Here is a 23,852-nt window from a genome sequence, read left to right on the forward strand (position 1 = left end):
GAACAGGACGACAGGGGGCGTGTGACGCCATGCAGGAGAGCGAGTGGCAGTTCCAGGACGACCGCGGACAGCTGTCGCGGTCGACGCATCGGCCCACGAGGGTGATCGCCTACATCCAGGCGGGTGCGACGCTGTGGGACCACGGCATACGTCCCGTGGGGATCTACGGCTCCCATCACGACGGTGCGGCGCCCGACCGCGCCAAGTCCGGTGCACTGCCGCTCGACGAGATCGGCTATCTGGGCGCGGGAAGTGACATCGACCTCGACCGACTCCTCGGCGAGCGGCCGGACTTGGTGGTGGCGGTCACGTACGGCGGCGGTCAGGTCTACGGCATCGATCCGGACACCGCCAAACATCTGGAGGAGCAGGTCCCGGTGGCGGTGATCGACGTCGGTCAGGCCCATGACCTGGATGCCGTGCGCGAGCGCTTCGCGGACCTGGCCCGCGCGCTCGGTGCCACCGATGCGGACGACTCGCTCGAACCACTGCGGCGGGCCCGGCAGCGGCTGCGGGACGCGACCGCCGCCGTGAGCCCGGGGCCGCGGGTGCTCGCCCTCTCCCCCGCGGGTGACGATCAGGCGCATCTCGCGCGTCCCGGGGCCTGGCCGGAGTTGCGGGCCCTGACGGCCTGTGGGGTCACCTTGGCGGCACCGCCCGAGGGCCCGGGTGCGAACTGGGCGACGCTCGGCCTCGACGCGGCCGAGGCGCTGCGCCCCGACATCCTGCTCGTGGACGTCCGGGCGAATGCGACGCCGCTCGCGGCCTTACGGGACAGCGCCGCCTGGCAGGCGCTCGAGGCGAGGGCCCGGATCGTGCCGTGGAATCCGGAGGCGCCGTGCAGCCCGGCCGGGCATGCCCGGCTCTTCGACCTGGCGGCCGAGGCGGTGACTGCGGCCGGATCGGCCCGGGACTGAGGACTGCGGGGCGATGAGTGCGGGTCCGGTGGGACCTGTGCTCATCGCCCGGGCGGTCCCCGTCCGCTCAGCGATCCGGCGCCTTCGGGCTAGGATCGACCGGCCATGTTCGGCCCGGCGCCCCCTGGACGCGACCGGCGAGCCGGTACCGCAGAGTGAGGAGCAAAGCCGTGTTCTACTACGTGCTCAAGTACGTGCTGCTCGGGCCGTTGTTGAGGCTGTTGTTCCGTCCGCGGATCGAGGGGCTCGAGAACATCCCCGACGAGGGCGCCGCGATCGTCGCGGGCAATCACCTGTCGTTCGCCGACCACTTCCTGATGCCGGCCATCCTGCGGCGCCGGATCACCTTCCTCGCCAAGGCCGAGTACTTCACGGGTCCGGGCATCAAGGGGCGGCTGACCGCGGCGTTCTTCCACAGTGCCGGGCAGATCCCGGTGGACCGCTCCGGCCGCGAGGCGGGCCAGGCGGCGATCCGCGAAGGCCTCGGGGTGCTGAACAAGGGCGAGTTGCTCGGCATCTACCCGGAGGGCACCCGCTCGCACGACGGGCGGCTCTACAAGGGCAAGGTGGGCGTGGCGGCGATGGCGCTCAAGGCGGGTGTGCCGGTGGTGCCGTGCGCGATGATCGGCACCTTCGAGGCGCAGCCGCCGGGCCAGAAACTGCCGCGGATGCACCGGGTGTCGATCCGCTTCGGTGAGCCGCTGGAGTTCTCCCGGTACGAGGGACTGGCGAACGAGAAGGCGGCGCTGCGGGCGGTCACGGACGAGATCATGTATGCGGTGCTCGAGCTGTCCGGCCAGGAGTACGTGGACCGGTACGCGGCCGAGGTGAAGGCCGAGGAGCAGGAGGCGGCACGGGCCGCCGAGCAGGAGCGGGGTGGCAGGTTCCCGCGGCTGCCGAAGCGCTGACGACGGACGGCCAAGTACGCGGGAGGGGCGGCCGGTTGGAACCGGCCGCCCCTCGTCGTGCCGCGCAGAGCGGGCGGGAGCGGGCTCCTGCCCACGGCCTACTGGCAGGCCGTTTCTACGACTTGCCGCCCGCTTTCTCCGGCTTCGGAGTGGCGTGCGGGTCGCACGTCACATCGTGCCGGTCGGTCTTACCGGTGAGCAGGTAGGTGTCGACCCGCTTGTTGATGCATGGGTTCTCCAGGTTGGTCACCCCGTGCGAGCCGGCGTTCTCCTCCGTGATCATGCGGGAGCCCTTGAGCCGCTTGTGCAGCTCGACGGCGCCCGCGTACGGCGTGGCCGCGTCACGGGTGGCCTGCACGATCAGTACCGGCGGCAGACCCTTGCCGGACTTGACGTTCACCGGAGTCTGCTGCTTGACGCCCCAGGTGGCGCAGGGCAGGTTCATCCAGGTGTTGGCCCACGTCATGAAGGGGTGGTCCTCGTGCAGCCGGGTGCTGTCGCGGTCCCACTTCTTCCAGTTGGAGGGCCACTTGGCGTCGGTGCACTCGACCGCCGTGTACACGGCGTTGCCGTTCTCCGCGGCCGCGTTGCCCTCGGTGTCGGACAGGTCGGGCGAGGCCGCGTCGATGAGTTCCTGCTCGTCACCGGCCAGGTACTTGCTCCACGTCTCGGCCGTGGGTACCCAGGCCGAGTCGTAGTACGGGGCGCTCTGGAAGAAGCTGATGAGCTCGTTCGGTCCGACGACGCCGCCGAGCGGCTCCTTCTTGGCCTTGGCGCGCAGCTTCAGCCACTGGTCCTCGACCTTCTCGGGGGTGTCCCCGATGCCGAAGACGTCGTCGTTCTCGGCGACCCACTTCTTCCAGTCGTCCCAGCGCATCTGGAAGGCGACGTCCTGGTCCAGGTTGGCCTGGTACCAGATCTTCTCCCGCGACGGGTTGACCACACTGTCCACGACCATGCGGCGGATGTGCCCCGGGAAGAGCGTCGCATAGACCGCGCCGAGGTACGTGCCGTAGGAGACGCCGAGGAAGTTCAGCTTCTTCTCACCGAGCGCGGCCCTGATGACGTCCAGGTCGCGTGCGGTGTTGGGCGTGGTCATGTGCGGCAGCAGTTCGCCGCTGCGCTCCTTGCAGCCGTCCGCGTACTCGGCGGCGAGCTTGCGCTGGGCGCGCTTGTCGGCCTCCGAGTCGGGGACCGGGTCGGCCTTCGGTGCCTTGACGAACTCCTGCGGGTCGATGCAGGAGATCGGTGCCGAGTGGCCGACGCCGCGCGGATCGAAGCCCACGAAGTCGTAGGCCTTGGCGGTCTTCTCCCAGAGCGGGGCCTTGTCGGGGATCCGCAGCGGGAAGCGCAGACCCGATCCGCCCGGGCCGCCCGGGTTGTAGACGAGGGAGCCCTGGCGCTCCTTCTTGGTGCCGGTGTTGCCGACCCGGTCCACGGCGAGCTTGATCTGCTTGCCGTTCGGCTTGGCGTAGTCGACCGGGACGCTGACCCAGCCGCACTGGACGGGCTTGGCGAGCCCCCAGTCCTCGGGGCAGTCCTTCCAGTCGATCCCGGTCTTGGCCGCGCGCTTCGCGGCGATGGCCGCTCCGCGCTGCTCCGGGTCCTTGTGGTGGTCGCTGTCGGCGTTCGCCGTGGGTGCGACCACCGCGCTCGCTATGAGTGCGCCCGCGAGCAGTGTGCCGGCCGAGCCGAGCACTGCTGTGCGTCTCAAGTGATACCTCCCCCTGATCATGTGCTGCGTACTTCGTACCCGGGGATCCTTGCGTCTGTGGGGTCCCTGACAACAGACGGGGAACGGCTTCTTTGCCAATCCGATAACCGGTCAGGTCAGTACCGCTCAGGAGTCAGGAACGAACCGCCTCGAAACGGTCGTTGAGCAGGTCGGACGCCGCTTCGTCGAGGATCGTGCGCAGGGTCAGGGCGTCCGGGGCGACGGCGGTGACGAGCGCCGCGGGGCCCCCGAGCGGAGTGAGTGCGGCGTACTCGCCGAGTGTCTGCGGCTGCACCGGACCGGACTCGAACTCCGGTTGCACGAGGAGCAGTTGGCCGATCGCACGGTGGCCGGCGAGCACCGCCGGGCCGTCCCATCCGGGAGGGGCGCCGGGCCCGCAGTCGAGTTCCTGGTCGAGCAGCGGGCGTCCGGCGCGGCGGACGGTGAGCCTGGTGGTGAGGCGGCCACAGGGCTCGCCGTGCCGGCCGAGCACCTGTTCCTCGCGCAGCAACAGCCGGGCGCCCGGGGCCAGTTCGGCGCACGTTGTCTGCCGCAACGCACTGCCGCACACGGAGACAAGGGGTTCGGGCAGCCAGTGCAGGGTGGCGTCTTGGCCGACGGTCAGACGGATGCGGTAGTCGGCGGGATCCGAGCCGGCTCCGGGCAGGGCGAGAGTGGCGCCGGAGGCGGTGACCCGGAGGCGGGCACCGGGCGCGACGCCGACCTCGACGGCGAGCCGGTCGCCGCCGAGCGGTGCGCTCATCGCGCCGACCAGCGTCACATGCGCCTCGCCGGGCACCGGGGCGCGGGTGCGCCGGGGGGCGAGCGGGCCGGCGCCGGCCAGGAGCGGCAGCGCGGTCCCGCCGCGGCCGTCGGGGCGGGCCTCGATACGGGCCGTTGCGCTGACCCGGGAGGTGTCGCCGGGCGGGGCGGGCGGTTCCGTACGGGATGCGCCGGAGGTGCTGGTGACCGTCACGCCGCGATCCAGGCGGCGATCCGTTCCCGTACCCAGTCCGCGACGGTCTTCACGCCGTCCTCGGAACGCAACGACTGGAACACCACGGGCAGTTCGCCGCGCTGCTCGGCGGCGTCGCGCGCCATTGCGTCCAGGTCCGAGCCCACGTGCGGCGCGAGGTCGGTCTTGTTGACGACGAGGAGGTCGGAGCCCGTCACACCGGGGCCGCCCTTGCGCGGGATGTCGTCGCCGCCCGCCACGTCGATCACGAACATCTGGGCGTCCACGAGTCCGCGCGAGAAGGTGGCCGTCAGATTGTCGCCACCGGACTCGACGAGCACGAGGTCGAGCGGGCCGACCGCGTCCTCAAGGTCCTCGACGGCCTCCAGATTGGCGGAGATGTCGTCGCGGATCGCGGTGTGCGGGCAGGCCCCGGTCTCCACCGCGGTGATCCGCTCGGGCGGCAGTACGGCTTCGCGCAGGAGGTGCTCGGCGTCCTCACGGGTGTAGATGTCATTGGTGATGACCGCGATTGACAACTCCTCGCGCAGGGCGCGGCAGAGGGCGGCGACCGTGGCGGTCTTGCCGGAGCCGACGGGCCCGCCGAGGCCGATGCGCAGCGCCCGCCTGCTGCCGTCGGAGCGCACGGGCGAGCTGTGGGTGTGACGTTGCGGGAAGGTGGTGGGGTGGTCGAGATGCATGTGAACTTCCTTGTGTGGGACCGGTGTTCGGGGGCGGTGTTCGGGGGTGGTGTTCGCAGCGGCCGGGTGTCGGGCGGCTGCGAGGGCCGTGTATGACGCGCCGTCAAGTCGTTGCCGGTCAGGATGCGAAGAGCCGGGTGGCTCGGGCGGCGTGGGTCTCGGCGCCGATGTCGAGCAGCGGGGCGCTTGCGGCGGGCAGCGCCTCGACGCCCTGTACTGCGGCCGATCGGGCTGCCGTGACGGCCCGTTCGGCCACCGTGTCGAGGTCCGGCCCCAGCCCGGCCAGTACGGCGGTGGCGTCGAACGGATCGAGGCCGAGCAGCCTGACCACCGCGGTGGCGGGGCCGCCCACGCTCTCGTACGCGGCGCAGTGGGCGGCGTCCAGCGGGCCGAGACCCCCGGCGCGCGCGGCGACACCGAGCACGACGGGCTGATGTGCACCGCGGGGCAACGCGGCTGCCAGGGCGTCGAGTTGAGGATCCGGCCAGGCCGCGTGGGCGGCTCGCATCAGCTGGCGGCCGAGCCTGCGTGATGCGGTGCGCAGCGCGGCGGACGCGGTGCGGGCGTCGGCGGCCTCGTCGAGCGCGAGCGGTTCGACGCCGTCCGCGGCCGCGGCGGCCAGCGCGGCGGCGACCAGTCCCGCCGTGTGCAACCGGCCCCGGCAGAACGCGTGCAGGCTCACGGCGTCCGTGATCCGCCCGGCGGCGACGGCCGCCTCCGCCCCGCCGGAGTGGGCATGCCCGCCGGCGGGGAAACGGCCGTCCGCGAGGATCAACAGCGCGGATCTGCTCATGGTGGTGCCTCGTGTTCACGTCGTGCCCGGCGGTCGAGCGGGGGCGCACAGCTCAGAAGAGGAAGTACCGCTGGGCCATGGGGAGTTCGGCGGCAGGCGCGGGCTCCACCTGCTCGCCGTCGATGGTGACGGCGAAGCTGTCGGGGTTCACCCGGACCTCGGGCCGTGCGTCGTTCTCCCGCATGTCGGCCTTGGTGACGCCGCGGGTGCTGCTGATCGCGGTGAACTCCTTGTCGAGGCCGAGTCGTTCGGGCAGGCCGTCCTCGATCGCGGCGGCGGAGACGAAGTTCAGCGAGTTCACTCCGGGCGCCTTGCCGTGTGCGCCGAACATGGGCCGGGGCAGTACGGGTTGAGGGGTGGGGATGGAGGCGTTCGCGTCGCCCATCTGTGCGTAGGCGATCTGCCCGCCCTTGAGGACGAGTTGGGGTTTGACGCCGAAGAACGCCGGGTTCCACAGCACCAGATCGGCGAGCTTGCCGGTCTCGACCGAGCCGATCTCGGCGTCGATGCCCTGGGCGATCGCGGGGTTGATCGTGTACTTGGCGACGTAGCGGCGTACGCGGTGGTTGTCGGCGCGGGTGTCGCCGGGCAGCGCTCCCCTGCGGCGTTTCATCACGTGCGCGGTCTGCCAGGTGCGCAGCACCACTTCACCGATGCGCCCCATGGCCTGCGAGTCGGAGGAGATGATCGAGATGGCGCCGAGGTCGTGCAGGATGTCCTCGGCGGCGATGGTGGTCGGCCGGATGCGGGACTCGGCGAAGGCGAGGTCCTCGGGCACGGCCGGGTTGAGATGGTGACAGACCATCAGCATGTCGAGATGTTCCTCGACGGTGTTGCGGGTGTGCGGCCGGGTCGGGTTGGTGGAGCTCGGCAGCACATGAGGTTCGGACACCACGGTGATGATGTCGGGGGCGTGACCGCCGCCCGCACCTTCGGTGTGGTACGCGTGGATGGTGCGGCCGTCGATCGCGGCGAGGGTGTCGGCGACGAATCCTGCCTCGTTCAGCGTGTCCGTGTGGATCGCCAGCTGAGCGCCCGTCTCCTCGCAGACGCTCAGGCAGGCGTCGATCACGGCGGGCGTCGCTCCCCAGTCCTCGTGAATCTTGAACCCGAGTGCTCCGCCCCGCAGTTGGGCGTGCATCGCCTCGCGGGACATGGTGTTGCCACGGCCGAGCAGACCGATGTTCAGGGGTACGGAGTCGAGCGCGCGGAACATCCGGTCCAGGTGCCAGGAGCCGGGTGTGATCGTGGTGGCCTTGGTGCCCTCGGCGGGTCCGGTGCCGCCGCCGACCAGGGTGGTGACTCCCGAGGCGAGTGCGGTGTCGGCCAGTGTCGGCGAGATGAAGTGGACATGGGCGTCGACGGCACCGGCCGTGACGATGCGCCCGTTGCCCGCGATGATCTCGGTCTCGGGCCCGATGACCAGGTCCGGGTGGACGCCGTCCATGGTGTCCGGGTTGCCGGCCTTCCCGATCCCGGTGATCCGGCCGTCCCGGATGCCGATGTCCGCCTTGACGATCCCCCAGTGGTCCAGGATCACCGCCCCGGTGATCACCGTGTCCGGTGCGCCTTCGGCCCGGGTGACGGCGGACTGGCCCATGGATTCCCGGATCACCTTGCCCCCGCCGAACACCGCCTCGTCACCGGCCCGGCCGGGCCCGCCCGAGCGGTCCTCCTCGATCTCGACGAGGAGATCGGTGTCGGCGAGACGGATCCGGTCGCCGGTGGTCGGGCCGAACAGGTCGGCGTAGGCGGCGCGGGTCAGCTCAGCCATCGAGGGCACCTCCGGTTTCGCCCCGCAGGCCGGGTACGAGGCGGTGTCCGCCGATGGGCACCAGGTCGACCTCCACGGGGATGCCGGGTTCGAAGCGGACGGCGGTGCCCGCGGCGATGCCGAGCCGCCTGCCGTGCGCTGCCGCGCGGTCGAAGCTCAGGCCGGGGTTGGCCTCGGCGAAGTGGTAGTGGGAGCCGACCTGGACGGGCCGGTCGGCGGAGTTGAGCACGGTGAGGCGGGTGACCGGACGGCCCTCGTTGAGCGGCACGGGCTCTTCGGCGTACAGGATCTCTCCGGGGATCATGGCGCGCTCCCCGTCAGACGATCGGGTCGTGGACGGTGACCAGCTTGGTGCCGTCCGGGAAGGTGGCCTCCACCTGGACGTCGTGCAGCATCTCCGGGATGCCGTCCATGACCTCGTCGCGGGTGAGCACCGTACGGCCGGAGGCCATGAGTTCGGCGACGGTGCGGCCGTCGCGTGCGCCCTCCAGCAGGTGCGAGGTGATCAGGGCGATCGCCTCGGGGTGGTTGAGCCGGAGCCCGCGCGCCCTGCGCCGTTCCGCCACGTCCGCGGCCACATGGATGAGCAGGCGTTCCTGCTCGTGCGGGGTCAGTTGCACGCGTGCCACCTCATTGTCCGTCGGTGCCCGCCCGATGGCGGATCCGCGGATCGTGCCGGTCGCTCCGATGCCGTACCGGGGCATGGCTCTGTCGTCATGTCGGTACGTCGATCCAGCGGCGAAACGGCTCGTCCCGCGGGAGGGGTTGCACGCTAATGCCGAAGTTTTTCCGGCACGTTAACTGTCCGGCCGGCCAATCAGTCCCCCGCCGGCGCCTCAGCCGGCTCCCGCCGTGCCGGCGCACCGTCGGCGTCCATCGACATCAGCGCCCGCAGTCCGTCCTGCAGCACGGTCACGGGCACCTCCCCGAACAGCGCACGCTGCGCCGCGAACCCCTGCGCCATGGCGATCATCGTCCGGGCGACATGCTCCGCCGGCACATCACTGCGCATGACTCCGGCTTCCTGGTACGCCACGACGGTGCGCACCCAGGCCCCGCGCACGGCGTCGTACCCCTCGTGCATCAACCGGGCGAGCTTCTCGTCGCGCAGCGTCTCGGTCCACACCTGGACCATCAGGCGCGGGAAGGCCGACTCGTCACCGGCGCCCATCCGCCTGCCCATGCCGAGCACCATCGTCAGCACCTGCGGGACGAGGACGTCCGGGGGCGGCGGCGGAGTCTGCCCCGCCGCCTCCTCGAAGGCCTCGCGGATCGCGCCGAGCACCTCGCCGACGATCGCGCCGATGAGCTCCTCCTTGCCGCTGAAATAGCGGTAGACCGCACCGGCGGACAGGTCCACCTCGCGCAGCACGTCCTGCATGGACGTGGCGTGGAAGCCGTTGCGCGCGAAGCAGCGCGCCGCCCCGTCGAGGATCTGCCTGCGGCGGGCGTCGAGGTGTGCCTGGGATACGCGGGCCATGACCTCAACCTAAAACGAACATTCATTCTTGACAAGCGACGCCTCTGCGCGGACAGTGAGGGCAGAACAAAAAACGAACGATCATTCTCTATACACCGAAGCGAGGCCCGGCCATGTCCGCCACATCCGCTACCCCCGCAGGCTCCCCGGCCCCGGCCCCGGACGGCCCCCGCCTGACCGGCAACGGCCGCCGGACGGCGGCAGTGATCGTCCTGGTCCCGATGATCGTCGCGCTCGCCCTGTGGGCCTTCGCCTGGCCCGCGGCACGGACCGCGCCGCACGAGCTGCCGGTCGGCGTCGCCGGACCGGCGGCGGCAGCGGACGGCGCGGCGAAGCAACTCGAGGCGCGGGACGGGGCGTTCGAGGTCCACCGGTACGCGGACGAGGCCGCCGCCCGGGACGCGATCGAGGACCGGACCGTATACGGCGCGGTCGTGGTGACCCCGAGCGGCCCGAAGCTCCTGACCGCCTCCGCCGCCGGACCCGTGGTGGCCCAGCTGCTGACGGAGGCGGTGACCGCAGGGGCCCCCGAAGGCACCCAGGTGCAGACCGACGACGTGGTCGCGGCCCCGGCCGCCGACCCGCGCGGCGCGGCCCTCGGCGCGAGTGTGCTGCCGATGTCGATCGCAGGTGTGGCCGCCGGTGCGGTCGTGACCGTGCTCGGACTCCGAGGCGTACGGGCCGCTCTGGCACTGGTCGCCACGGCCGCGGCGACCGGTGCCGTCGCGGCGGCCCTGACGCACAGCTGGCTCGGCGTGGTCGCGGGCAACTGGTGGGCGGAAGCAGGGGCGTTCGGGCTCGCCGCGCTGGCCGTCAGTGCGACGGTGGCCGGATTCGCGGCACTGGCCGGACCGGCCGGCATCGGCGTGGGTGCGCTCCTCATGGTGCTGCTCGGCAATCCTTTCTCCGGTGTGTCCTCCGCTCCCGAACTCCTCCCCGAGCCGGCCGGCCTGATCGGCCAGTGGCTGCCGCCCGGCGCCGGTGGCACGCTGATGCGTTCGGTGGCGTTCTTCGACGGCGCGGGCGGCGCCGGAGCGGCTGTCACCCTCGGTATCTGGGCCGCCGTCGGCCTCGCGGCCGTACTCATCGGCGCCCGTACGCGTCGCAGCGGGCCCACGTCGCTCGCCGCGGAGTCACCCGAGGCCGCCGTTCGAGGCACGCAGCAGGGCGTATCGGTGTCCTGACCGGACCCGCCCCGCCGCATTCCGACCGCAGGACTCGACACCAGCCGGCCGTGTGCCCCCGCTGTAGCGGACGGGGGCGCACGGTCTCGTCGTACGGGACGGACCGCACGGGCCGGCACCCGGCGGCCGGATTCGCACGCACAGCGGTCACCAGCTGTCCGCATTGCCTGCGACGGTGACCTCCCGTCCGCGTCCGGCAGCCGCACCGGCCACCGGGCACGACCCGAAGGGCCCACCGGCAGCATGAGCAACGCACCAGCGCACGCCCTCGACACCCGAGCCCTCAACCGGGCGACCCTCGCCCGGCAGTTGCTGCTCGAGCCGTCCGACGTCCCGGTGCACGACGCCGTACGGCTGCTCGGCGGGCTGCAGGCACAGGAGCCGCAGGAGCCCTTCGTCGCGCTCTTCTCGCGACTGCGCTCCTTCGCTCCCGCGACCCTGTCGGATCTCCTGGTCGAGCGGCGCCTGGTGCGGACCCATCTGATGCGCCGCACCGTCCATCTGGTCACGGCCGACGACGCGCTCGCCTGGCGAGCCCGCCATGAACCGATGCTGCGGCAGCGCGTCCTCGCGACGTACCGCGACGAACTGCGCGGCGCGGACCTGGAGCAACTCGCGGCCGACGGACGGGAATTGATGTCCGACGGCGAGCCGCGCACGATGTCGGAACTGGTGCGCGAGGTGACCGGGAGCCGTCCGGCACCGCATCCGCGCGCGCTCGGCGAACTGCTCGTACCGGCCCTGGTCCCGGTCGCCCAGATCCCGCCCCGGGGCCTGTGGCGTACCAAGGCAGGCGTGCGCAACGTCCTGCTGACGTCGTGGCTCGGACGCCCCATCGACCCGGCGGACCCGACCGGTACGGACGGCGGCGACCCTGTCGGCCGGGCGTTGGTGCTGCGCTACCTCGCCGCGTTCGGGCCTGCCGCCACCGCCGACCTGCGTGCCTGGTCCGGTCTGGCCGGACTGCCCGCCGCGGTGGCGGGCGCCCGGGACGAGCTGGTGAGCTTCCGCGACGAGCGGGGCCGCGAACTGCTCGATCTGCCCGACGCACCGCGCCCCGATCCGGACACCCCGGCCCCGGTGCGGTTCCTGCCGGCCTTCGACAATGCGCTGCTCGGCTACCAGGACCGGCGCCGGATCGTGGACGACGCGCACCGCGGCCTCTCGGTGGCCGGTGAGCGGGTGGTACTGCTCGACGGCCGGGTCGCCGCGACGTGGACCACGGAGGGCGGCACGGTCACGGTCACCCCGCTGCGCCGCTTCTCGCGGGCCGACCGTACGGCCGTGGGCGAGGCGGGCCGGTCGATGGCCGGCTTCCTCTCCGACGGCGAGCACCACCGCACCCGCGTACTGGCCTCACCTCGCTGAGCGAACCGGGGCACGGTCACACGTCCGCGCGCGCTACGTGGCGCCCGGCCCCCGGTGCTCGGCCGTGATGCCGAAGCGCTGCTGTTCGCCGGCGGCAGAGCCCGAGGTGTCCACGGCCGACACCGAGCGGACCACCACTTCCTCCGCCGGTCCCGGCAGCTCCTCGAGTTTCTCCAGGTCGGCGGCCGATACGAGGGCGACGAGCGGCTTGCCGTGGCGGGTCACGACGACGCGTTCACCGCCGTACACGACGCGATTGATGAGGTCGGCGAGCTCCGCCCGGGCTTGCGTCACCGGAATCTCGTAGGCCATGCTCCCCATCATAACGTCACGTACGTCCTGTACATTTTTTACAGAAACCCGGGGCTGCGACCGGATCCGGTCGCAGCCCGGCACCGACGGAGGAGGCACCTCGCCATGAACCGACCGTCCGCCCGCCACGTCCTGCCCGAGTTCACCGAGCGCACCAGCTCGGGCACGCGGACCAGGGACCCGTACTCCAAGCTGCTCGAGGAGCGCATCGTGTTTCTCGGCACCGCGATCGACGACACCTCGGCCAACGATGTGATGGCCCAGTTCATGCACCTGGAGCACGCCGCGCCGGATCAGGACATCTCGCTGTACATCAACTCGCCGGGCGGCTCGTTCAGCGCGATGACCGCGATCTACGACACCATCCGGTTCGTCGGCTGCGACGTGGAGACGGTGTGCCTGGGGCAGGCCGGATCGGCCGCCGCGGTCCTGCTCGCGGCCGGAACCGAGGGCAAACGACTGGCACTTCCGAGTGCGCGCGTCCTCATCCATCAGCCGTCGTTCAGCGAACCGATCGAGGGCCAGACCTCCGATCTGGCCATCCAGGCCGACGAACTCCAGCGCACCAGGCGGCAGCTGGAGGAGATGCTCGCCCGGCACAGCGGCCGCAGCACCGAGCAGATCTCCGCAGACATCGAGCGGGACAAGATCCTCGATGCGCCGGCGGCCCTGGAGTACGGACTGGTCGACCGGATCGTCGAGAACCGTTCCGCCCAACTCGCCGGTCCGGGCCGGGGGTGACGCCGCCGTGCTGCCACCGGAGCCGCCCGCGCTGCCCGCACTGACGCGTGCCGAGGGTGAGTTGATCGACCGCTATCTCGAAGTCCTCGACCTGATCGGGCGGATCAACCCGGCGCGCGGCCGCGACACCTACAGCGGACTGCGTGCGGCACAGGCCCTGGTCACGAAGTCCGTCGCGCTGCGCGAGGCGCTGGATCGGATGCACACACGCGGCGAAACCGAGATCCACGCCGCCACGCTCGCCCGGGCCTTGCGCATCCTCGACGGTGAACGGCGGTCAGGGCGGGTCGCGGTGCCGCCCAAGCCGCCCAACTGACGTCCGCCGCAGGCCGGAACACGGGCGAACGCGCCTGCGACGGCGAGACGGGTACCCCCGAGGCCGGTTTGAGCGCTCGTCAGGCGGCCGCGCCACCAACCGGTTCGGCCAGACGGGCTCACCCGCACGACGTATTCCTGTCCCGTCCGGAGCGACCAGACGATTTGCGACCCGCAGGAGACGGCGGACCGGAATCTCACATTCCGCCGCAGGTCGAGGCCTCCCCCGACGAACACCGAAGATCAACAAAGCGCTGCTGTCCACCCGTTCAGGCCATCGGTGAGGAGCTTCACATACCGCCGTTTCAACCGGGAATCGGACCGGTTGATGCGCCAGGATCCCTTCCGACGACAAGCCCCCGCCATCAGCGGCGGGGCGGTCCGGGCGGACGCCGAGTCCTGCCGCCGCCCGGATGTCAGGTCGACAGCAGTGGACCGGCAGGAGTGGAGGACCCGAGCAACACGGAGCGTCCAGCTCCTCGGGGTGAAGCCGCACAGCGGCCGGGCATCTTCGTTGGCCCGAATCCGACAGGTCATCCTTCACAGGCGGCTGACGAAGGGTTGCGCATGACTGCGCGTCACCGTGTTCCTTCCCTGCTCACCCGGGCCGGCACCGCCTCGGCCCTCACTCTCGCCGCCATCGGCGGCACCGTCGCGGTACCGGGAGCCGCGACCGAGGCCGAGGCCGCCTCGCACGCCACCAAGGCCCTCCAGATCGCCGCCTCGAAGAAGGGCTCCCCCTACCGCTACGGAGCCGCCGGCCCCCGCCGCTTCGACTGCTCCGGGCTCACGCTGTACGCCTTCAAGCGGGCCGGCAAGAAGCTGCCGCGGACCGCAGCCCAGCAGTACAACCACACCCGGCAGATCTCCGCCGGCCAGCGCCAACGCGGCGACCTGGTGTTCTTCCACTCCGGCCGCAGCGTGTACCACGTGGGCATCTACGCCGGGAAGGGACGGATCTGGCACTCGCCGAAGACCGGCGACGTGGTGCGCAAGCAGAAGATCTGGACCAAGGGCGTCTGGTACGGCCGGGTCCGCTGACCGGGGCGCGCGGGTCCCGCGCTCCGGCATCCGTACGCCGGTGACGGCGGCGTACGCGAGGCGCTCGCGGGCGGGCGGATCGGGTCCGTCGACTCGACTGCCCGCTCCCGGGCGGCCCCTTCGACAGCCGGGCCGCGTACGGGACTTCTCGGGCCCCGCCTTCAGCGCAGGCCGAAGCGCGCGGCCCAGGTGCTCACATCGGCGGTGGTCGCATTGCCTCCGCAGACCACCAGGCCGAGCCGGGCGTCCGGTCCGACCAGCTGCAGGATCTGCCGGGCGGCCGGGAGCAGGCATCCGGCGGCCGGCTCGGCCCAGACCTTGGCGTGTTCGGCGAGATCGAGCACTCCCTGCACCGCGTCGGCGTCGCTGACCGTGAGGACGTCCTCGACCAGTGCGCGGACGTGTTCGTAGGTGAGCTGCGAGGCGCTCGGGGCGCTCAACGTCGAGACGATCGAGGACAGTTCGACCGGGACCGGCCCTTCTGCAGCAAGGGCCTCGGTCATGGCCAGTGCACCTTCCGTCTCGACGCCCCAGACCCGCAGGCCGGGGCGTCGTGCCCGCAGGGCGGTGGCCACACCGGCGATCAGGCCTCCGCCGCCGATGCTGACCACGACGTCGGTCAGTTCGCCTGCGTCCTCGGCGAACTCCAGGCCCACCGTGCCCTGTCCGGCGACGACCACGGGGTCGTCGAAGGGATGGACCAGGGTGAGCCCCTTGGTACGCAGCTCCTCGACGAGGGCGAAGGCGCCGTCCATGGTGTCGGCGAGGATCACACTCGCGCCGGCGCCCTCGGCGGTCTCGACGGCACGGGTGGGCGCGGACCGGGGCATCACCACGGTCGCCTCGATGCCGAGTGCTCCGGCCATGACGGCGATCGCGATGCCGTGGTTGCCGCCGCTGACGGCGACCACTCCGGCGGCCCGCTCGCTCTCGTCGAGTGTCAGCAGGCGGGACGTCGCGCCGCGCGCCTTGAACGAGCCGGTGCGCTGCAGGAGTTCGAGCTTGGTGGTGACGGGAGCGCCGAGCAGATCGGACAGCCCGGGACTCGGCACGGTCGGCGTGCGCACCACATGCCCCGCGATCCGCTCGGCCGCAGCTTCCACATCCGCGACAGTGATCAACACATCCGCCTCCGCTACACGTTCGAAGCCGCGCGACCTGTCCCGCACACGAGGCCCCGGCGGCGTACCGATGCGGGTCCGCACGACAGATTGATCATCCTACGCCGGTGCGCTCAGGGGGCACGCCCGGCGCCCCCTGGCCTCGTTCAGCCCTTGACGGGGGCCGTCCAGGGGAGGGCGATCCAGATGGTCTTGCCGCCGTCGGGAGTGGGGGTCACGGAGAGCCGGCCGCCGCATTCCGCGGTGAGCCACCGGATGATCACCATGCCGCGGCCGTTGTCCTGCTGGACGGCGGCGGGCAGTCGCTGGGGCCAGCGCGGGTGGCTGTCGGTGACGCCGATGCGCAGTTGTTCGTCCCGCTCGAGTTGGAGATCGACGGTGAAGGTGGGCGACTTGCCGAAGGTGTGCTGGACCGCGTTCGTCGCCAGCTCCGAGACGATCAGGCGGACCGTGTCGAGGACGTCGGATTCGGTGGGCAGGCCCCATTCGGCGAGGACGGCCGACACGTGCTTGCGGGCCGCGGACACCGAGGCCGGATCGCTCGGCAGAGTGACGGATGCTTCCTGGAGATCTGCCATGGCGACGCTGTCCCTTTCCCACCGGAGCCGGCTCTCGGCGCGCAGCGGAGTTGCGCCGGAACGGCACCGGACTGGTGCTTCGCGCCAGACTCCCACTCCGGGGCGGTCGGGGGCGACGATCCGCCAGGATATGCATATATCTGTCGCTCGAAGCGGTGAACTCTGCGACGGAAGACCGTATTTGGCCGCCGGACTGACGCAGCGGCGGACGAGCGGGAGACTGACGTCCCAGAAGCGCCGCCCGGAATGCGGATCGAGCGGCCGGAAGGAGTCGGGCATGCACTACGGTCCGGCGGTGCGCCGCCGCAAGCTGGGCGCCGAACTGCGCACCCTGCGCGACCGCGCCGGTCTCACCAGCGGAGCGGCCGCCCGGCTCGTCGGCTGGCACCAGTCGAAGGTCAGCCGGATCGAGACCGGCCGCAGTGCCGCCAAGCCCGCGGACGTACGACTGCTGCTCGACGTCTATGAGGTGACGGATCCTCAGGAACGGGCGCTGCTCGAGGCCTTGGCCGGTTCGGACGACGAGCGTGGCACCCGGCACCAGTGGTGGCACGCATACAAGGGGCTGCTGCCGCCCGAGTACCGGGACTTCATCAGCCTGGAGGCGCAGGCCTACCGCATCAGCACGCTGGAGACCTCGGTGGTGCCGGGCCTGCTCCAGACACCCGACTATGCGCGGGCGGTCACCCGTGCTGCGCTCGACGGGGTGGCGCAGAGCCGGATCGACAAGTTCGTCGAGGTGCGCCTGGCGCGGCAAGAGGTGCTGAACGGGGATCCGCCGCTGGAGCTGAGCGCCGTCCTCGACGAGGCCGTGCTCCGCCGACCGGTGGGCGGCTATCAAGTGATGACCCGTCAACTGGAGTGGCTGGTGGAGGTGGCGCAGCGCCCTCATGTCCGACTGCAGGTGCTGCCGTTCGCCGCGGGCGCCCATATCGGCCTCACCGGCCCTTTCGTCATCTTCTCCTTTCCGAACATCGCCGACCTTGACGTCGTGGTTCTCGACCACTTGACGAGTAGCCTCTACCTCGAGCGGAAAGAAGACCTCAGGGCCTATTCCGAGGCCTTCAACTCCCTGCAGGAGCACGCACTTTCGGCAGAGGACACGTTGGACTTCATCGCCGGCACGGGTGGTGGCGCGTAAGGAGGCACGATGACCAAGCCGCCTCGGCACGTACTCTCCAGCACGGTTCTGAACAGCGCGACACACGGTGCGCGGTGGCAGCGCAGCAGCCGCAGCACCGGCATGAACAACTGCATCGAGACCGCCGGTCTCGAGCGCGGTCCGCTGAGCGGGATGCTCGCGGTGCGCGACTCCAAGCACATCGAGGGTCCCGCGCTGCTGTTCTCCCCGACGACCTGGGACACCTTCCTCGGCGCCGTCCGGGGCGAGGCTTTCCGTACGTACGACTGAACCGGCCCCTGCACAGAGTGAGATCGGTGCCACCGGCGCCCGCACCTTCCGCGGTGCGGGCGTCTCGTCGTCTCGCGTCCTACACGTCGCGTGCGCCTTCGGGGGCGGTTTCGGTGACCACGGTGAGGACGCGATCGATCGCCTCGTCCGTGAGGTCGGCGCGGGCAGTGAGGCGCAGCCGGGAGATGCCGTCCGGCACCGACGGCGGCCGGAAGCAGCCGACCAGCAGGCCCATGGCTCGGCAGTCCGCAGCCCAACGGACCGCGGCCGCGGGTGAAGGGGCCCGCACCGACACGACGGCGGCGTCCGGGCGGGCCGAGTCGAATCCCGCGCCGGTGAGCCGGGTGTACAGGGTGTGCGCCACCTGCCGGGCTCGCTCGGCCCGTGCCGGCTCGGCGCGGAGCACGCCGAGGGCGGCCCGGGCGGCTCCCGCGGCGGCCGGCGCGAGGCCGGTGTCGAAGATGAACGTCCGTGCCGTGTTGAGCAGATGGGCGATGACCCGGGCGGGGCCGAGCACGGCACCGCCCTGGCTGCCGAGCGACTTGGACAGGGTGACGGTGGCGACCACGTCCGGTGCGCCGGCGAGCCCTGCCGCCTGCGCCGCACCGCGGCCGCCGGTGCCGAGCACGCCGAGCCCGTGCGCGTCGTCGAGCAGCAGCCCGGCACCGAACTCGCGGCAGACTCCGGCCGTTTCGGCGAGCGGGGCGGCGTCGCCGTCGACCGAGAACACCGAGTCCGTGACCACCAGGCCCGCGCCGGTGTGGGTGGCCAGGGCCTTGCGTACGGCTTCCGGGGTGGCGTGCGGGACGACCGATGTGGTGCCGCGGGCCAGGCGGCAACCGTCGATCAGGGAGGCGTGATTGCCGGCGTCGGAGACGATCAGGGTGCCGTGCGGGGCGAGTGCGGTCACCGCGGCGAGATTGGCCGCGTAACCGGAGGACAGCACCAGAGCCGACTCGAAGCCGCAGAACTCGGCCAGTTCCGCCTCGAGTTCGGCGTGCAGTTCCGTCGACCCCGTCACCAGTCGCGAACCCGTCGCGCCGCCGCCCCAGACGCGCGCGGCGTCCGCGGCCGCGTCGACCACGGCCGGATGGCGGGTGAGTCCGAGGTAGTCGTTGCCCGCCAGATCCAGGAGGTCGCTGCGGGGCGGGCGCGGGCGCAGCACGCGTTCGAGGCCCGCGCTGCGGCGCCGGTCGGCCTGCCCGTCGATCCAGTCGAACGGTGTGGGCGGCGTGATCGCGTCCCTTGGCATGGGCCGTTCCTCGTGTCGGGGGCGGTCGGGCGCCCGGTCGCCGTGGGTCGTTCCACGGTCGTCGGCCTGCGGTGTGTTTGTCAGCAGTCAACAGACACTAGCGGGAGATTCGCCAGGTCAGGGTGTGGTAATACCCACACCTCCGGGGACGTCGATTGTGTGGTTCCTACTTGGCCGTGAGTGGCTCGGTGAGCCAGGATCGTTCCCCATGGACCTGCTGAACACGCTGGTGGACAAGGGGCTTCGGCGCGAGCTGCCGACCCGAGACGAGGCGCTCGCCGTACTGGCGACGACGGACGACGAACTCCTGGACGTGGTGGCCGCGGCGGGCCGGGTGCGCCGTCAGTGGTTCGGCCGCCGGGTCAAACTCAACTACCTGGTGAACCTCAAGTCGGGCCTGTGCCCCGAGGACTGCTCGTACTGCTCGCAGCGGCTCGGGTCCAACGCCGACATCCTCAAGTACACCTGGCTGAAGCCCGAAGAGGCCTCGCAGGCGGCGGCCGCCGGAGTCGCCGGCGGCGCCAAGCGGGTCTGTCTGGTGGCCAGCGGCCGGGGACCGACCGACCGGGACGTCGACCGGGTCTCGCGCACCATCGAGGCCATCAAGTCGGAGAACGAGGACGTGGAGGTGTGCGCCTGCCTCGGGCTGCTCTCCGACGGCCAGGCCGACCGGCTGCGCACGGCGGGCGCCGACGCGTACAACCACAATCTGAACACCTCCGAGGGCACCTACGGGGAGATCACCACCACCCACACGTACCAGGACCGGGTGGACACCGTGCAGCAGGCGCAGGCCGCGGGCCTGTCCGCCTGCTCGGGGCTGATCGCGGGCATGGGCGAGAGCGACGCCGACCTGGTCGATGTCGTCTTCTCGCTGCGTGAACTCGACCCGGACTCGGTGCCGGTGAACTTCCTGATCCCGTTCGAGGGCACTCCGCTGGGCAAGGAGTGGAACCTCACGCCGCAGCGTGCGCTGCGGATTCTCGCCATGGTGCGGTTCGTCTGCCCCGATGTGGAGGTACGTCTCGCCGGCGGGCGCGAGGTGCATCTGCGCACGCTGCAGCCGCTGGCCCTGCATCTCGCCAACTCGATCTTCCTGGGCGACTATCTGACCAGCGAGGGCCAGGCCGGTGCGGCGGATCTCGAGATGATCGCCGACGCCGGATTCGAGGTGGAGGGCGCGGACACGGTGACGCTGCCCGAGCACCGGGCCCATGTCGCTGCCGCCGGGGGCTGTGGTTCACCGGGCGGTGGGTGCGGGTCGCACGATGCGGAGGACACGGCAGCGCAGGGCGCGCAGGGCTGCGGTCCGTGCGGCTCCGCGGATCAGCCGGCGGGGCCCGCCGAGGAGCCGGCCACGGCCGCCGACGCCCGCACCGACCTGGTCGCGGTGCGCCGGCGCGGCGCCGGAACGGATCTCGCGCCCAATGCCTGAACTGTCCACGCCCGAACTGCTCGCCCTCGACCGGCAGCACGTCTGGCATCCCTACGGGCCGATGCCCGGCCGGCAGGAGCCGCTGGTCGTCGAGTCGGCCTCCGGGGTACGGCTGCGGCTCGCCGACTCGGGCGGCGAACTGGTCGACGGCATGTCCTCGTGGTGGTCGGCGATCCACGGCTACAACCACCCGGTCCTGAACGAGGCGGTGCGTGGTCAGCTCGACCGGATGAGCCATGTGATGTTCGGCGGCCTCACTCATGAGCCCGCCGTCCGGCTCACCAAGCGTCTTGTCGACATGTCGCCCGATGGTCTGGAGCATGTGTTCCTCGCCGACTCGGGCTCCGTGTCGGTCGAGGTCGCCCTCAAGATGTGTCTGCAGTACTGGCGTTCGCGCGGCAAGCCCGCCAAGCACCGGCTCGCCACCTGGCGCGGCGGGTACCACGGGGACACCTGGCAGCCGATGTCGGTCTGCGATCCGGACGGCGGGATGCACGAACTCTGGTCCGGGGCGCTGCCCCGGCAGGTCTTCGCCGACGCCCCGCCCGCCGAGTACGACGAGACGTACGCGGACCATCTGCGGGCGACCGTGGAGCGCCACGCGGACGAGCTGGCGGCCGTGGTGGTGGAGCCGGTGGTGCAGGGCGCGGGCGGAATGCGGTTCCACTCCCCCTCGTATCTGCGGGTGCTTCGGGAGGCCTGCGACGCCCATGGTGTGCTGCTCGTGTTCGACGAGATCGCGACCGGATTCGGGCGTACGGGCGCGCTGTTCGCGGCGGATCACGCCGGTGTCACACCCGATGTGATGTGCGTCGGCAAGGCCCTGACCGGCGGCTATATGACGCTCGCCGCGACCCTGTGCACGCCACGCGTTGCCGAGGGGATCTCCCGGGGCGAGGTGCCCGTGCTCGCGCACGGGCCGACGTTCATGGGCAATCCGCTGGCGGCCGCGGTCGCCGACGCCTCGCTCGGACTGCTCACCGGACAGGACTGGGCGACCGAGGTGAAGCGGGTGGAGAGCGGACTGCGCGAAGGGCTCGCGGCGGCCTCGGAGCTGCCGGGTGTCCGGGACGTCCGGGTGCTCGGCGCGATCGGCGTGGTCCAGCTCGACCACGAGGTGGACATGGCGGCCGCCACCCGGGCCGCGGTGGCGGAGGGGGTCTGGCTGCGCCCGTTCCGCGACCTGGTGTACACGATGCCGCCGTACATCACGGGAGACGAGGACGTCGCGCGGATCTGCCGCGCGGTGTGCGCTGCGGCGGCTGCCGGGCGGGACGCGCGATGACCAGGACGGTGCCGGTCGGCCGGTCGGCGGCCGGGAAGGTGAGGGCGGTCGTATGACGGTCGTGGTGGTGACGGGGACCGGCACGGAGATCGGCAAGACCGTGACGACGGCGGCGCTCGCGGCCGTCGCGGTCGCCGAGGGGCGTTCGGTCGCGGTCCTGAAGCCCGCGCAGACCGGGGTCGCGGCCGGTGCGGACGGCGATGTGGCGGAGGTGCTCCGCCTCGCGGGCCCGGCCGTGACGGGTGCCGAACTGGCCCGCTATCCCGAGCCGTTGGCTCCGGCGACGGCGGCCGCGCGAGCGGGGCTGCCTGCGCTGCGGCCCGCGGAGATCGCCGAGGCGGCGGAGAAGCTGGCCGCCTCGCACGACCTGGTCCTGGTCGAGGGCGCAGGAGGTCTGCTCGTACGTTTCGACGCCGAAGGCGGGACGCTCGCGGACGCGGCGTCGCTCCTCGACGCGCCTGTCCTGGTCGTGGCGGCGGCCGGGCTCGGGACGCTGAACGCGACCGCCCTGACGACGGAGGCACTGCGGTCCCGGTCGCTCACCCCGCTCGGCGTGGTGGTCGGCAGTCTGCCGGCGCTGCCGGACCTCGCCGTGCGCTGCAATCTGACCGATCTGCCGGAGGTCGCCGGGGTTCCGCTGCTCGGGGCGGTGCCGGAGGGAGCGGGGGCGCTGGAAGGGCCGGACTTCCGGGCGAGGGCCGGGAGTTGGCTGGCGGAGCCGCTGGGCGGGTCCTGGGACGTCGAGGCGGCGCGGAGCCGGTTCGGGGTGATGTGACGTACGGGGTGGAGTGACGTGCGGGTGACCCGGTGGAGGGCTCGTCCGGCGGACTCCACCCCAGGGTAGAGGCGCAAGGTCCACCCTCGGGCCGAGGCCGATCCCGTGCCCGCGGAGCAGAATGGGGGCATCGCCCGAAGCCGGAGGGATCTCCATGGCACTGCTTCGTTCCAAGCGTTCCGCGGCGTCGACCGACGCCGTTCACCACCCTGTGTTCGCGCGGGTCTACGCCCGCCAGAGCGTCGCTTCCGAGCGCATAGTGGCGCGGTACCGCAGGGAGCTCCTGAGCGGTCTGTCCGGTCGGATCATCGAGATCGGCGCGGGGAACGGCCTCAATTTCTCCCACTACCCGAGTTCCGTCTCGGAGGTGGTGGCGATCGAGCCGGAGCGCCTGCTGCGGGAGTACGCACTGACGGCGGCGCGGCGGGCCGAGGTGCCGGTGGACGTGGTGCCGGGTACGGCGGAGGCGCTGCCGGTCAAGAGCGAGGCGTTCGACGGCGCGGTGCTGTCGCTCGTGCTGTGCAGCGTGCGGGACGTCCGGCGGGCCCTGGCCGAGGTGCACCGGGTGGTGCGCCCCGGCGGTGAGGTGCGGTTCTTCGAGCACGAGCTCAGTCCGCGGGGACGGGCCATGCCGGTGCTGCAGAAGGGCCTGGACCGGTCCCGGGTGTGGGGGATGTTCACCGGCGGCTGTCATGTCTCGCGTACGCCGGTCACCTCGCTCCGGGAAGCGGGCTTCGGCGAGCTCGAGCAGCATCGGATGCTGATCCCCGAGCGCGGGCCGCGCACCCCCGTCTCGTACTTCGTCCTGGGTTCCGCGCGCCGTCCGGTGACGGGGTGAGTCCGGTGCGCGCGGACTGCCCGGTGGCGCCGTGTGTCCGCGATCGGCCCGGCCCCGGACGGATACCGACGGTCGGTGCGGGGCGACTACTCTCGCCCCCGGTAAGGGAGTTGGGACCGATACGCCCTCTGGGAGGCTGCCTTGTCCGCATCTGAAGGAGCACAGGAGACCGGCCTGGACGGACCCGCCGCCCGGGCCAGGAGTCTGACCAAGGCCTACGGCTCCGGCGAGACCACGGTCCTCGCTCTGGACGCGGTCGACGTGGACATCGCCGCCGGGCGTTTCACCGCGGTGATGGGGCCCTCCGGGTCCGGCAAGTCCACCTTGATGCACTGCCTTGCGGGACTCGACTCCGTCTCCGCCGGCCAGGTCTGGCTCGGGTCCACCGAGATCACCGGTCTGAAGGACCGGGAGCTCACCAGGCTGCGGCGCGACCGCATCGGGTTCATGTTCCAGGCCTTCAATCTGCTGCCCACGCTCAACGCCCGGGAGAACATCACGCTGCCGATGGACATCGCCGGCCGGCGCCCCGACCGGGAGTGGGTCGACCGCGTGATCGACACGCTGGCGCTGCGTGACCGGCTGGGTCACCGACCGGCTCAGCTCTCCGGCGGCCAGCAGCAGCGGGTCGCCTGTGCGCGGGCGCTGGCCGCCCGCCCCGAGCTGATCTTCGCCGACGAACCGACGGGGAACTTGGACTCGAGGGCCGGTGCCGAGGTGCTCGGCTTCCTGCGCGAGGCGGTCGACGAGCTGGACCAGACGGTGGTCATGGTCACCCACGACCCGAACGCCGCCGCGTACTCCGACCTCGTGCTGTTCCTCGCGGACGGCCGGATCGTGGACGAGATGCCGCAGCCCACCTCGGAGAAGGTCCTCGAGCGCATGAAGCGCTTCGACAGCGGCCGGCCGGAGGACCCCGACACCGGCCGCACCACGGACGGGAGTTGAGGCGCG

Annotated in this window: 26 protein-coding genes and 1 riboswitch; of the genes, 14 read left to right on the top strand and 12 right to left on the bottom strand. The window is 71.7% G+C overall.

Annotated features, from left to right (window positions below; genetic code table 11):
- Positions 1 to 29 precede the first annotated feature (29 nt).
- Together DY218_RS16155 and DY218_RS16160 are read left to right on the top strand one after the other, a co-directional pair.
- Entirely contained in the window at positions 30 to 917 is an 888-nt protein-coding gene (locus tag DY218_RS16155) for an ABC transporter substrate-binding protein (protein ID WP_128556737.1), read from the top strand.
- Between the two features lie 170 nt (positions 918 to 1,087).
- Positions 1,088 to 1,825, top strand: coding sequence for a lysophospholipid acyltransferase family protein (locus tag DY218_RS16160; RefSeq protein WP_128556738.1), 738 nt, complete (start codon positions 1,088 to 1,090; stop codon positions 1,823 to 1,825).
- Between the two features lie 115 nt (positions 1,826 to 1,940).
- On the opposite strand, the gene DY218_RS16165 is transcribed toward DY218_RS16160, so the two are convergent.
- The 8 genes from DY218_RS16165 to DY218_RS16200 all read right to left on the bottom strand — a co-directional run bounded on the left by DY218_RS16165 (position 1,941) and on the right by DY218_RS16200 (position 9,242).
- Positions 1,941 to 3,539, bottom strand: a complete 1,599-nt coding sequence (locus DY218_RS16165) for an alpha/beta hydrolase (protein WP_233521633.1) — start codon at positions 3,537 to 3,539, stop codon at positions 1,941 to 1,943.
- A gap of 133 nt (positions 3,540 to 3,672) precedes the next feature.
- Entirely contained in the window at positions 3,673 to 4,428 is a 756-nt protein-coding gene (locus DY218_RS16170) for an urease accessory protein UreD (RefSeq protein ID WP_233521635.1), read from the bottom strand.
- A gap of 83 nt (positions 4,429 to 4,511) precedes the next feature.
- On the bottom strand, positions 4,512 to 5,195 hold the full coding sequence (gene ureG / locus DY218_RS16175; RefSeq protein WP_128556740.1) for an urease accessory protein UreG: 684 nt from the start codon (positions 5,193 to 5,195) through the stop codon (positions 4,512 to 4,514).
- Between the two features lie 118 nt (positions 5,196 to 5,313).
- Positions 5,314 to 5,988: an urease accessory protein UreF gene (locus tag DY218_RS16180; protein ID WP_128556741.1), complete on the bottom strand. Its 675-nt coding sequence runs from the start codon at positions 5,986 to 5,988 to the stop codon at positions 5,314 to 5,316.
- A gap of 52 nt (positions 5,989 to 6,040) precedes the next feature.
- On the bottom strand, positions 6,041 to 7,762 hold the full coding sequence (locus tag DY218_RS16185) for an urease subunit alpha (RefSeq protein WP_128556742.1): 1,722 nt from the start codon (positions 7,760 to 7,762) through the stop codon (positions 6,041 to 6,043).
- Positions 7,755 to 8,066 (bottom strand): urease subunit beta, encoded by a 312-nt coding sequence (locus DY218_RS16190; RefSeq protein ID WP_128556743.1) that lies wholly within the window; start codon positions 8,064 to 8,066, stop codon positions 7,755 to 7,757. The genes DY218_RS16185 and DY218_RS16190 overlap by 8 nt, the downstream gene beginning before the upstream one ends.
- Positions 8,067 to 8,079: 13 nt before the next feature.
- On the bottom strand, positions 8,080 to 8,382 hold the full coding sequence (locus tag DY218_RS16195; RefSeq protein WP_128556744.1) for an urease subunit gamma: 303 nt from the start codon (positions 8,380 to 8,382) through the stop codon (positions 8,080 to 8,082).
- A gap of 197 nt (positions 8,383 to 8,579) precedes the next feature.
- Positions 8,580 to 9,242: a TetR/AcrR family transcriptional regulator gene (locus DY218_RS16200; protein ID WP_128556745.1), complete on the bottom strand. Its 663-nt coding sequence runs from the start codon at positions 9,240 to 9,242 to the stop codon at positions 8,580 to 8,582.
- A 221-nt stretch (positions 9,243 to 9,463) separates the two neighbouring features.
- Between DY218_RS16200 and DY218_RS16205 the strand changes: the two genes are divergently transcribed.
- Both DY218_RS16205 and DY218_RS16210 read left to right on the top strand, forming a co-directional pair.
- The gene (locus DY218_RS16205) at positions 9,464 to 10,426 is read left to right on the top strand and encodes an ABC transporter permease (RefSeq protein WP_128556799.1); all 963 of its coding nucleotides are present in this window, start codon (positions 9,464 to 9,466) and stop codon (positions 10,424 to 10,426) included.
- A gap of 243 nt (positions 10,427 to 10,669) precedes the next feature.
- Entirely contained in the window at positions 10,670 to 11,794 is a 1,125-nt protein-coding gene (locus DY218_RS16210; protein WP_128556746.1) for a winged helix DNA-binding domain-containing protein, read from the top strand.
- Positions 11,795 to 11,827: 33 nt separating this feature from the next.
- Here DY218_RS16210 and DY218_RS16215 read toward each other — a convergent pair whose 3' ends face one another.
- Positions 11,828 to 12,106 (bottom strand): type II toxin-antitoxin system Phd/YefM family antitoxin, encoded by a 279-nt coding sequence (locus DY218_RS16215; RefSeq protein WP_128556747.1) that lies wholly within the window; start codon positions 12,104 to 12,106, stop codon positions 11,828 to 11,830.
- Between the two features lie 105 nt (positions 12,107 to 12,211).
- Between DY218_RS16215 and DY218_RS16220 the strand changes: the two genes are divergently transcribed.
- From DY218_RS16220 to DY218_RS16230, 3 genes are all read left to right on the top strand, one after another.
- Positions 12,212 to 12,847: an ATP-dependent Clp protease proteolytic subunit gene (locus DY218_RS16220; protein WP_128556748.1), complete on the top strand. Its 636-nt coding sequence runs from the start codon at positions 12,212 to 12,214 to the stop codon at positions 12,845 to 12,847.
- 7 nt (positions 12,848 to 12,854) lie between these two features.
- Positions 12,855 to 13,163 carry a hypothetical protein gene (locus DY218_RS16225; protein ID WP_128556749.1) on the top strand — a complete coding sequence of 103 codons (309 nt, stop codon included), beginning with the start codon at positions 12,855 to 12,857 and terminating at the stop codon, positions 13,161 to 13,163.
- Positions 13,164 to 13,578: 415 nt separating this feature from the next.
- A riboswitch (cyclic di-AMP (ydaO/yuaA leader) is annotated at positions 13,579 to 13,726 on the top strand.
- A 3-nt stretch (positions 13,727 to 13,729) separates the two neighbouring features.
- Positions 13,730 to 14,203 (top strand): C40 family peptidase, encoded by a 474-nt coding sequence (locus DY218_RS16230; protein WP_128556750.1) that lies wholly within the window; start codon positions 13,730 to 13,732, stop codon positions 14,201 to 14,203.
- Positions 14,204 to 14,364: 161 nt separating this feature from the next.
- Here the strand turns inward: DY218_RS16230 and DY218_RS16235 are convergent, their stop codons facing one another.
- Together DY218_RS16235 and DY218_RS16240 are read right to left on the bottom strand one after the other, a co-directional pair.
- The gene (locus DY218_RS16235; RefSeq protein ID WP_128556800.1) at positions 14,365 to 15,324 is read right to left on the bottom strand and encodes a threonine ammonia-lyase; all 960 of its coding nucleotides are present in this window, start codon (positions 15,322 to 15,324) and stop codon (positions 14,365 to 14,367) included.
- Positions 15,325 to 15,470: 146 nt separating this feature from the next.
- Complete coding sequence (locus tag DY218_RS16240; protein ID WP_128556751.1) at positions 15,471 to 15,902, bottom strand: ATP-binding protein; 432 nt, start codon at positions 15,900 to 15,902, stop codon at positions 15,471 to 15,473.
- Between the two features lie 277 nt (positions 15,903 to 16,179).
- On the opposite strand from DY218_RS16240, the gene DY218_RS16245 reads away from it, so the two are divergent.
- Entirely contained in the window at positions 16,180 to 17,043 is an 864-nt protein-coding gene (locus tag DY218_RS16245; protein ID WP_128556752.1) for a helix-turn-helix domain-containing protein, read from the top strand.
- A 9-nt stretch (positions 17,044 to 17,052) separates the two neighbouring features.
- Positions 17,053 to 17,313, top strand: coding sequence for a DUF397 domain-containing protein (locus DY218_RS16250; protein WP_128556753.1), 261 nt, complete (start codon positions 17,053 to 17,055; stop codon positions 17,311 to 17,313).
- Between the two features lie 79 nt (positions 17,314 to 17,392).
- On the opposite strand, the gene DY218_RS16255 is transcribed toward DY218_RS16250, so the two are convergent.
- Complete coding sequence (locus DY218_RS16255) at positions 17,393 to 18,565, bottom strand: 8-amino-7-oxononanoate synthase (protein WP_128556754.1); 1,173 nt, start codon at positions 18,563 to 18,565, stop codon at positions 17,393 to 17,395.
- A 208-nt stretch (positions 18,566 to 18,773) separates the two neighbouring features.
- Here DY218_RS16255 and bioB point away from each other — a divergent pair, with 208 nt between their 5' ends.
- The 5 genes from bioB to DY218_RS16280 all read left to right on the top strand — a co-directional run bounded on the left by bioB (position 18,774) and on the right by DY218_RS16280 (position 23,846).
- Positions 18,774 to 20,000, top strand: coding sequence for a biotin synthase BioB (gene bioB, locus DY218_RS16260; protein WP_128556755.1), 1,227 nt, complete (start codon positions 18,774 to 18,776; stop codon positions 19,998 to 20,000).
- Positions 19,993 to 21,285, top strand: a complete 1,293-nt coding sequence (locus DY218_RS16265) for an adenosylmethionine--8-amino-7-oxononanoate transaminase (protein ID WP_128556756.1) — start codon at positions 19,993 to 19,995, stop codon at positions 21,283 to 21,285. The genes bioB and DY218_RS16265 overlap by 8 nt, the downstream gene beginning before the upstream one ends.
- Before the next feature lie 52 nt (positions 21,286 to 21,337).
- Positions 21,338 to 22,060, top strand: coding sequence for a dethiobiotin synthase (bioD, locus tag DY218_RS16270; protein WP_128556757.1), 723 nt, complete (start codon positions 21,338 to 21,340; stop codon positions 22,058 to 22,060).
- A gap of 154 nt (positions 22,061 to 22,214) precedes the next feature.
- The gene (locus DY218_RS16275; RefSeq protein ID WP_128556758.1) at positions 22,215 to 22,898 is read left to right on the top strand and encodes a class I SAM-dependent methyltransferase; all 684 of its coding nucleotides are present in this window, start codon (positions 22,215 to 22,217) and stop codon (positions 22,896 to 22,898) included.
- Positions 22,899 to 23,039: 141 nt separating this feature from the next.
- Entirely contained in the window at positions 23,040 to 23,846 is an 807-nt protein-coding gene (locus DY218_RS16280; RefSeq protein ID WP_128556759.1) for an ABC transporter ATP-binding protein, read from the top strand.
- Positions 23,847 to 23,852: the final 6 nt, after the last annotated feature.

Source organism: Streptomyces triticagri, assembly GCF_003429565.1.
GTDB classification, from domain to species: Bacteria; Actinomycetota; Actinomycetes; order Streptomycetales; family Streptomycetaceae; genus Streptomyces; species Streptomyces triticagri.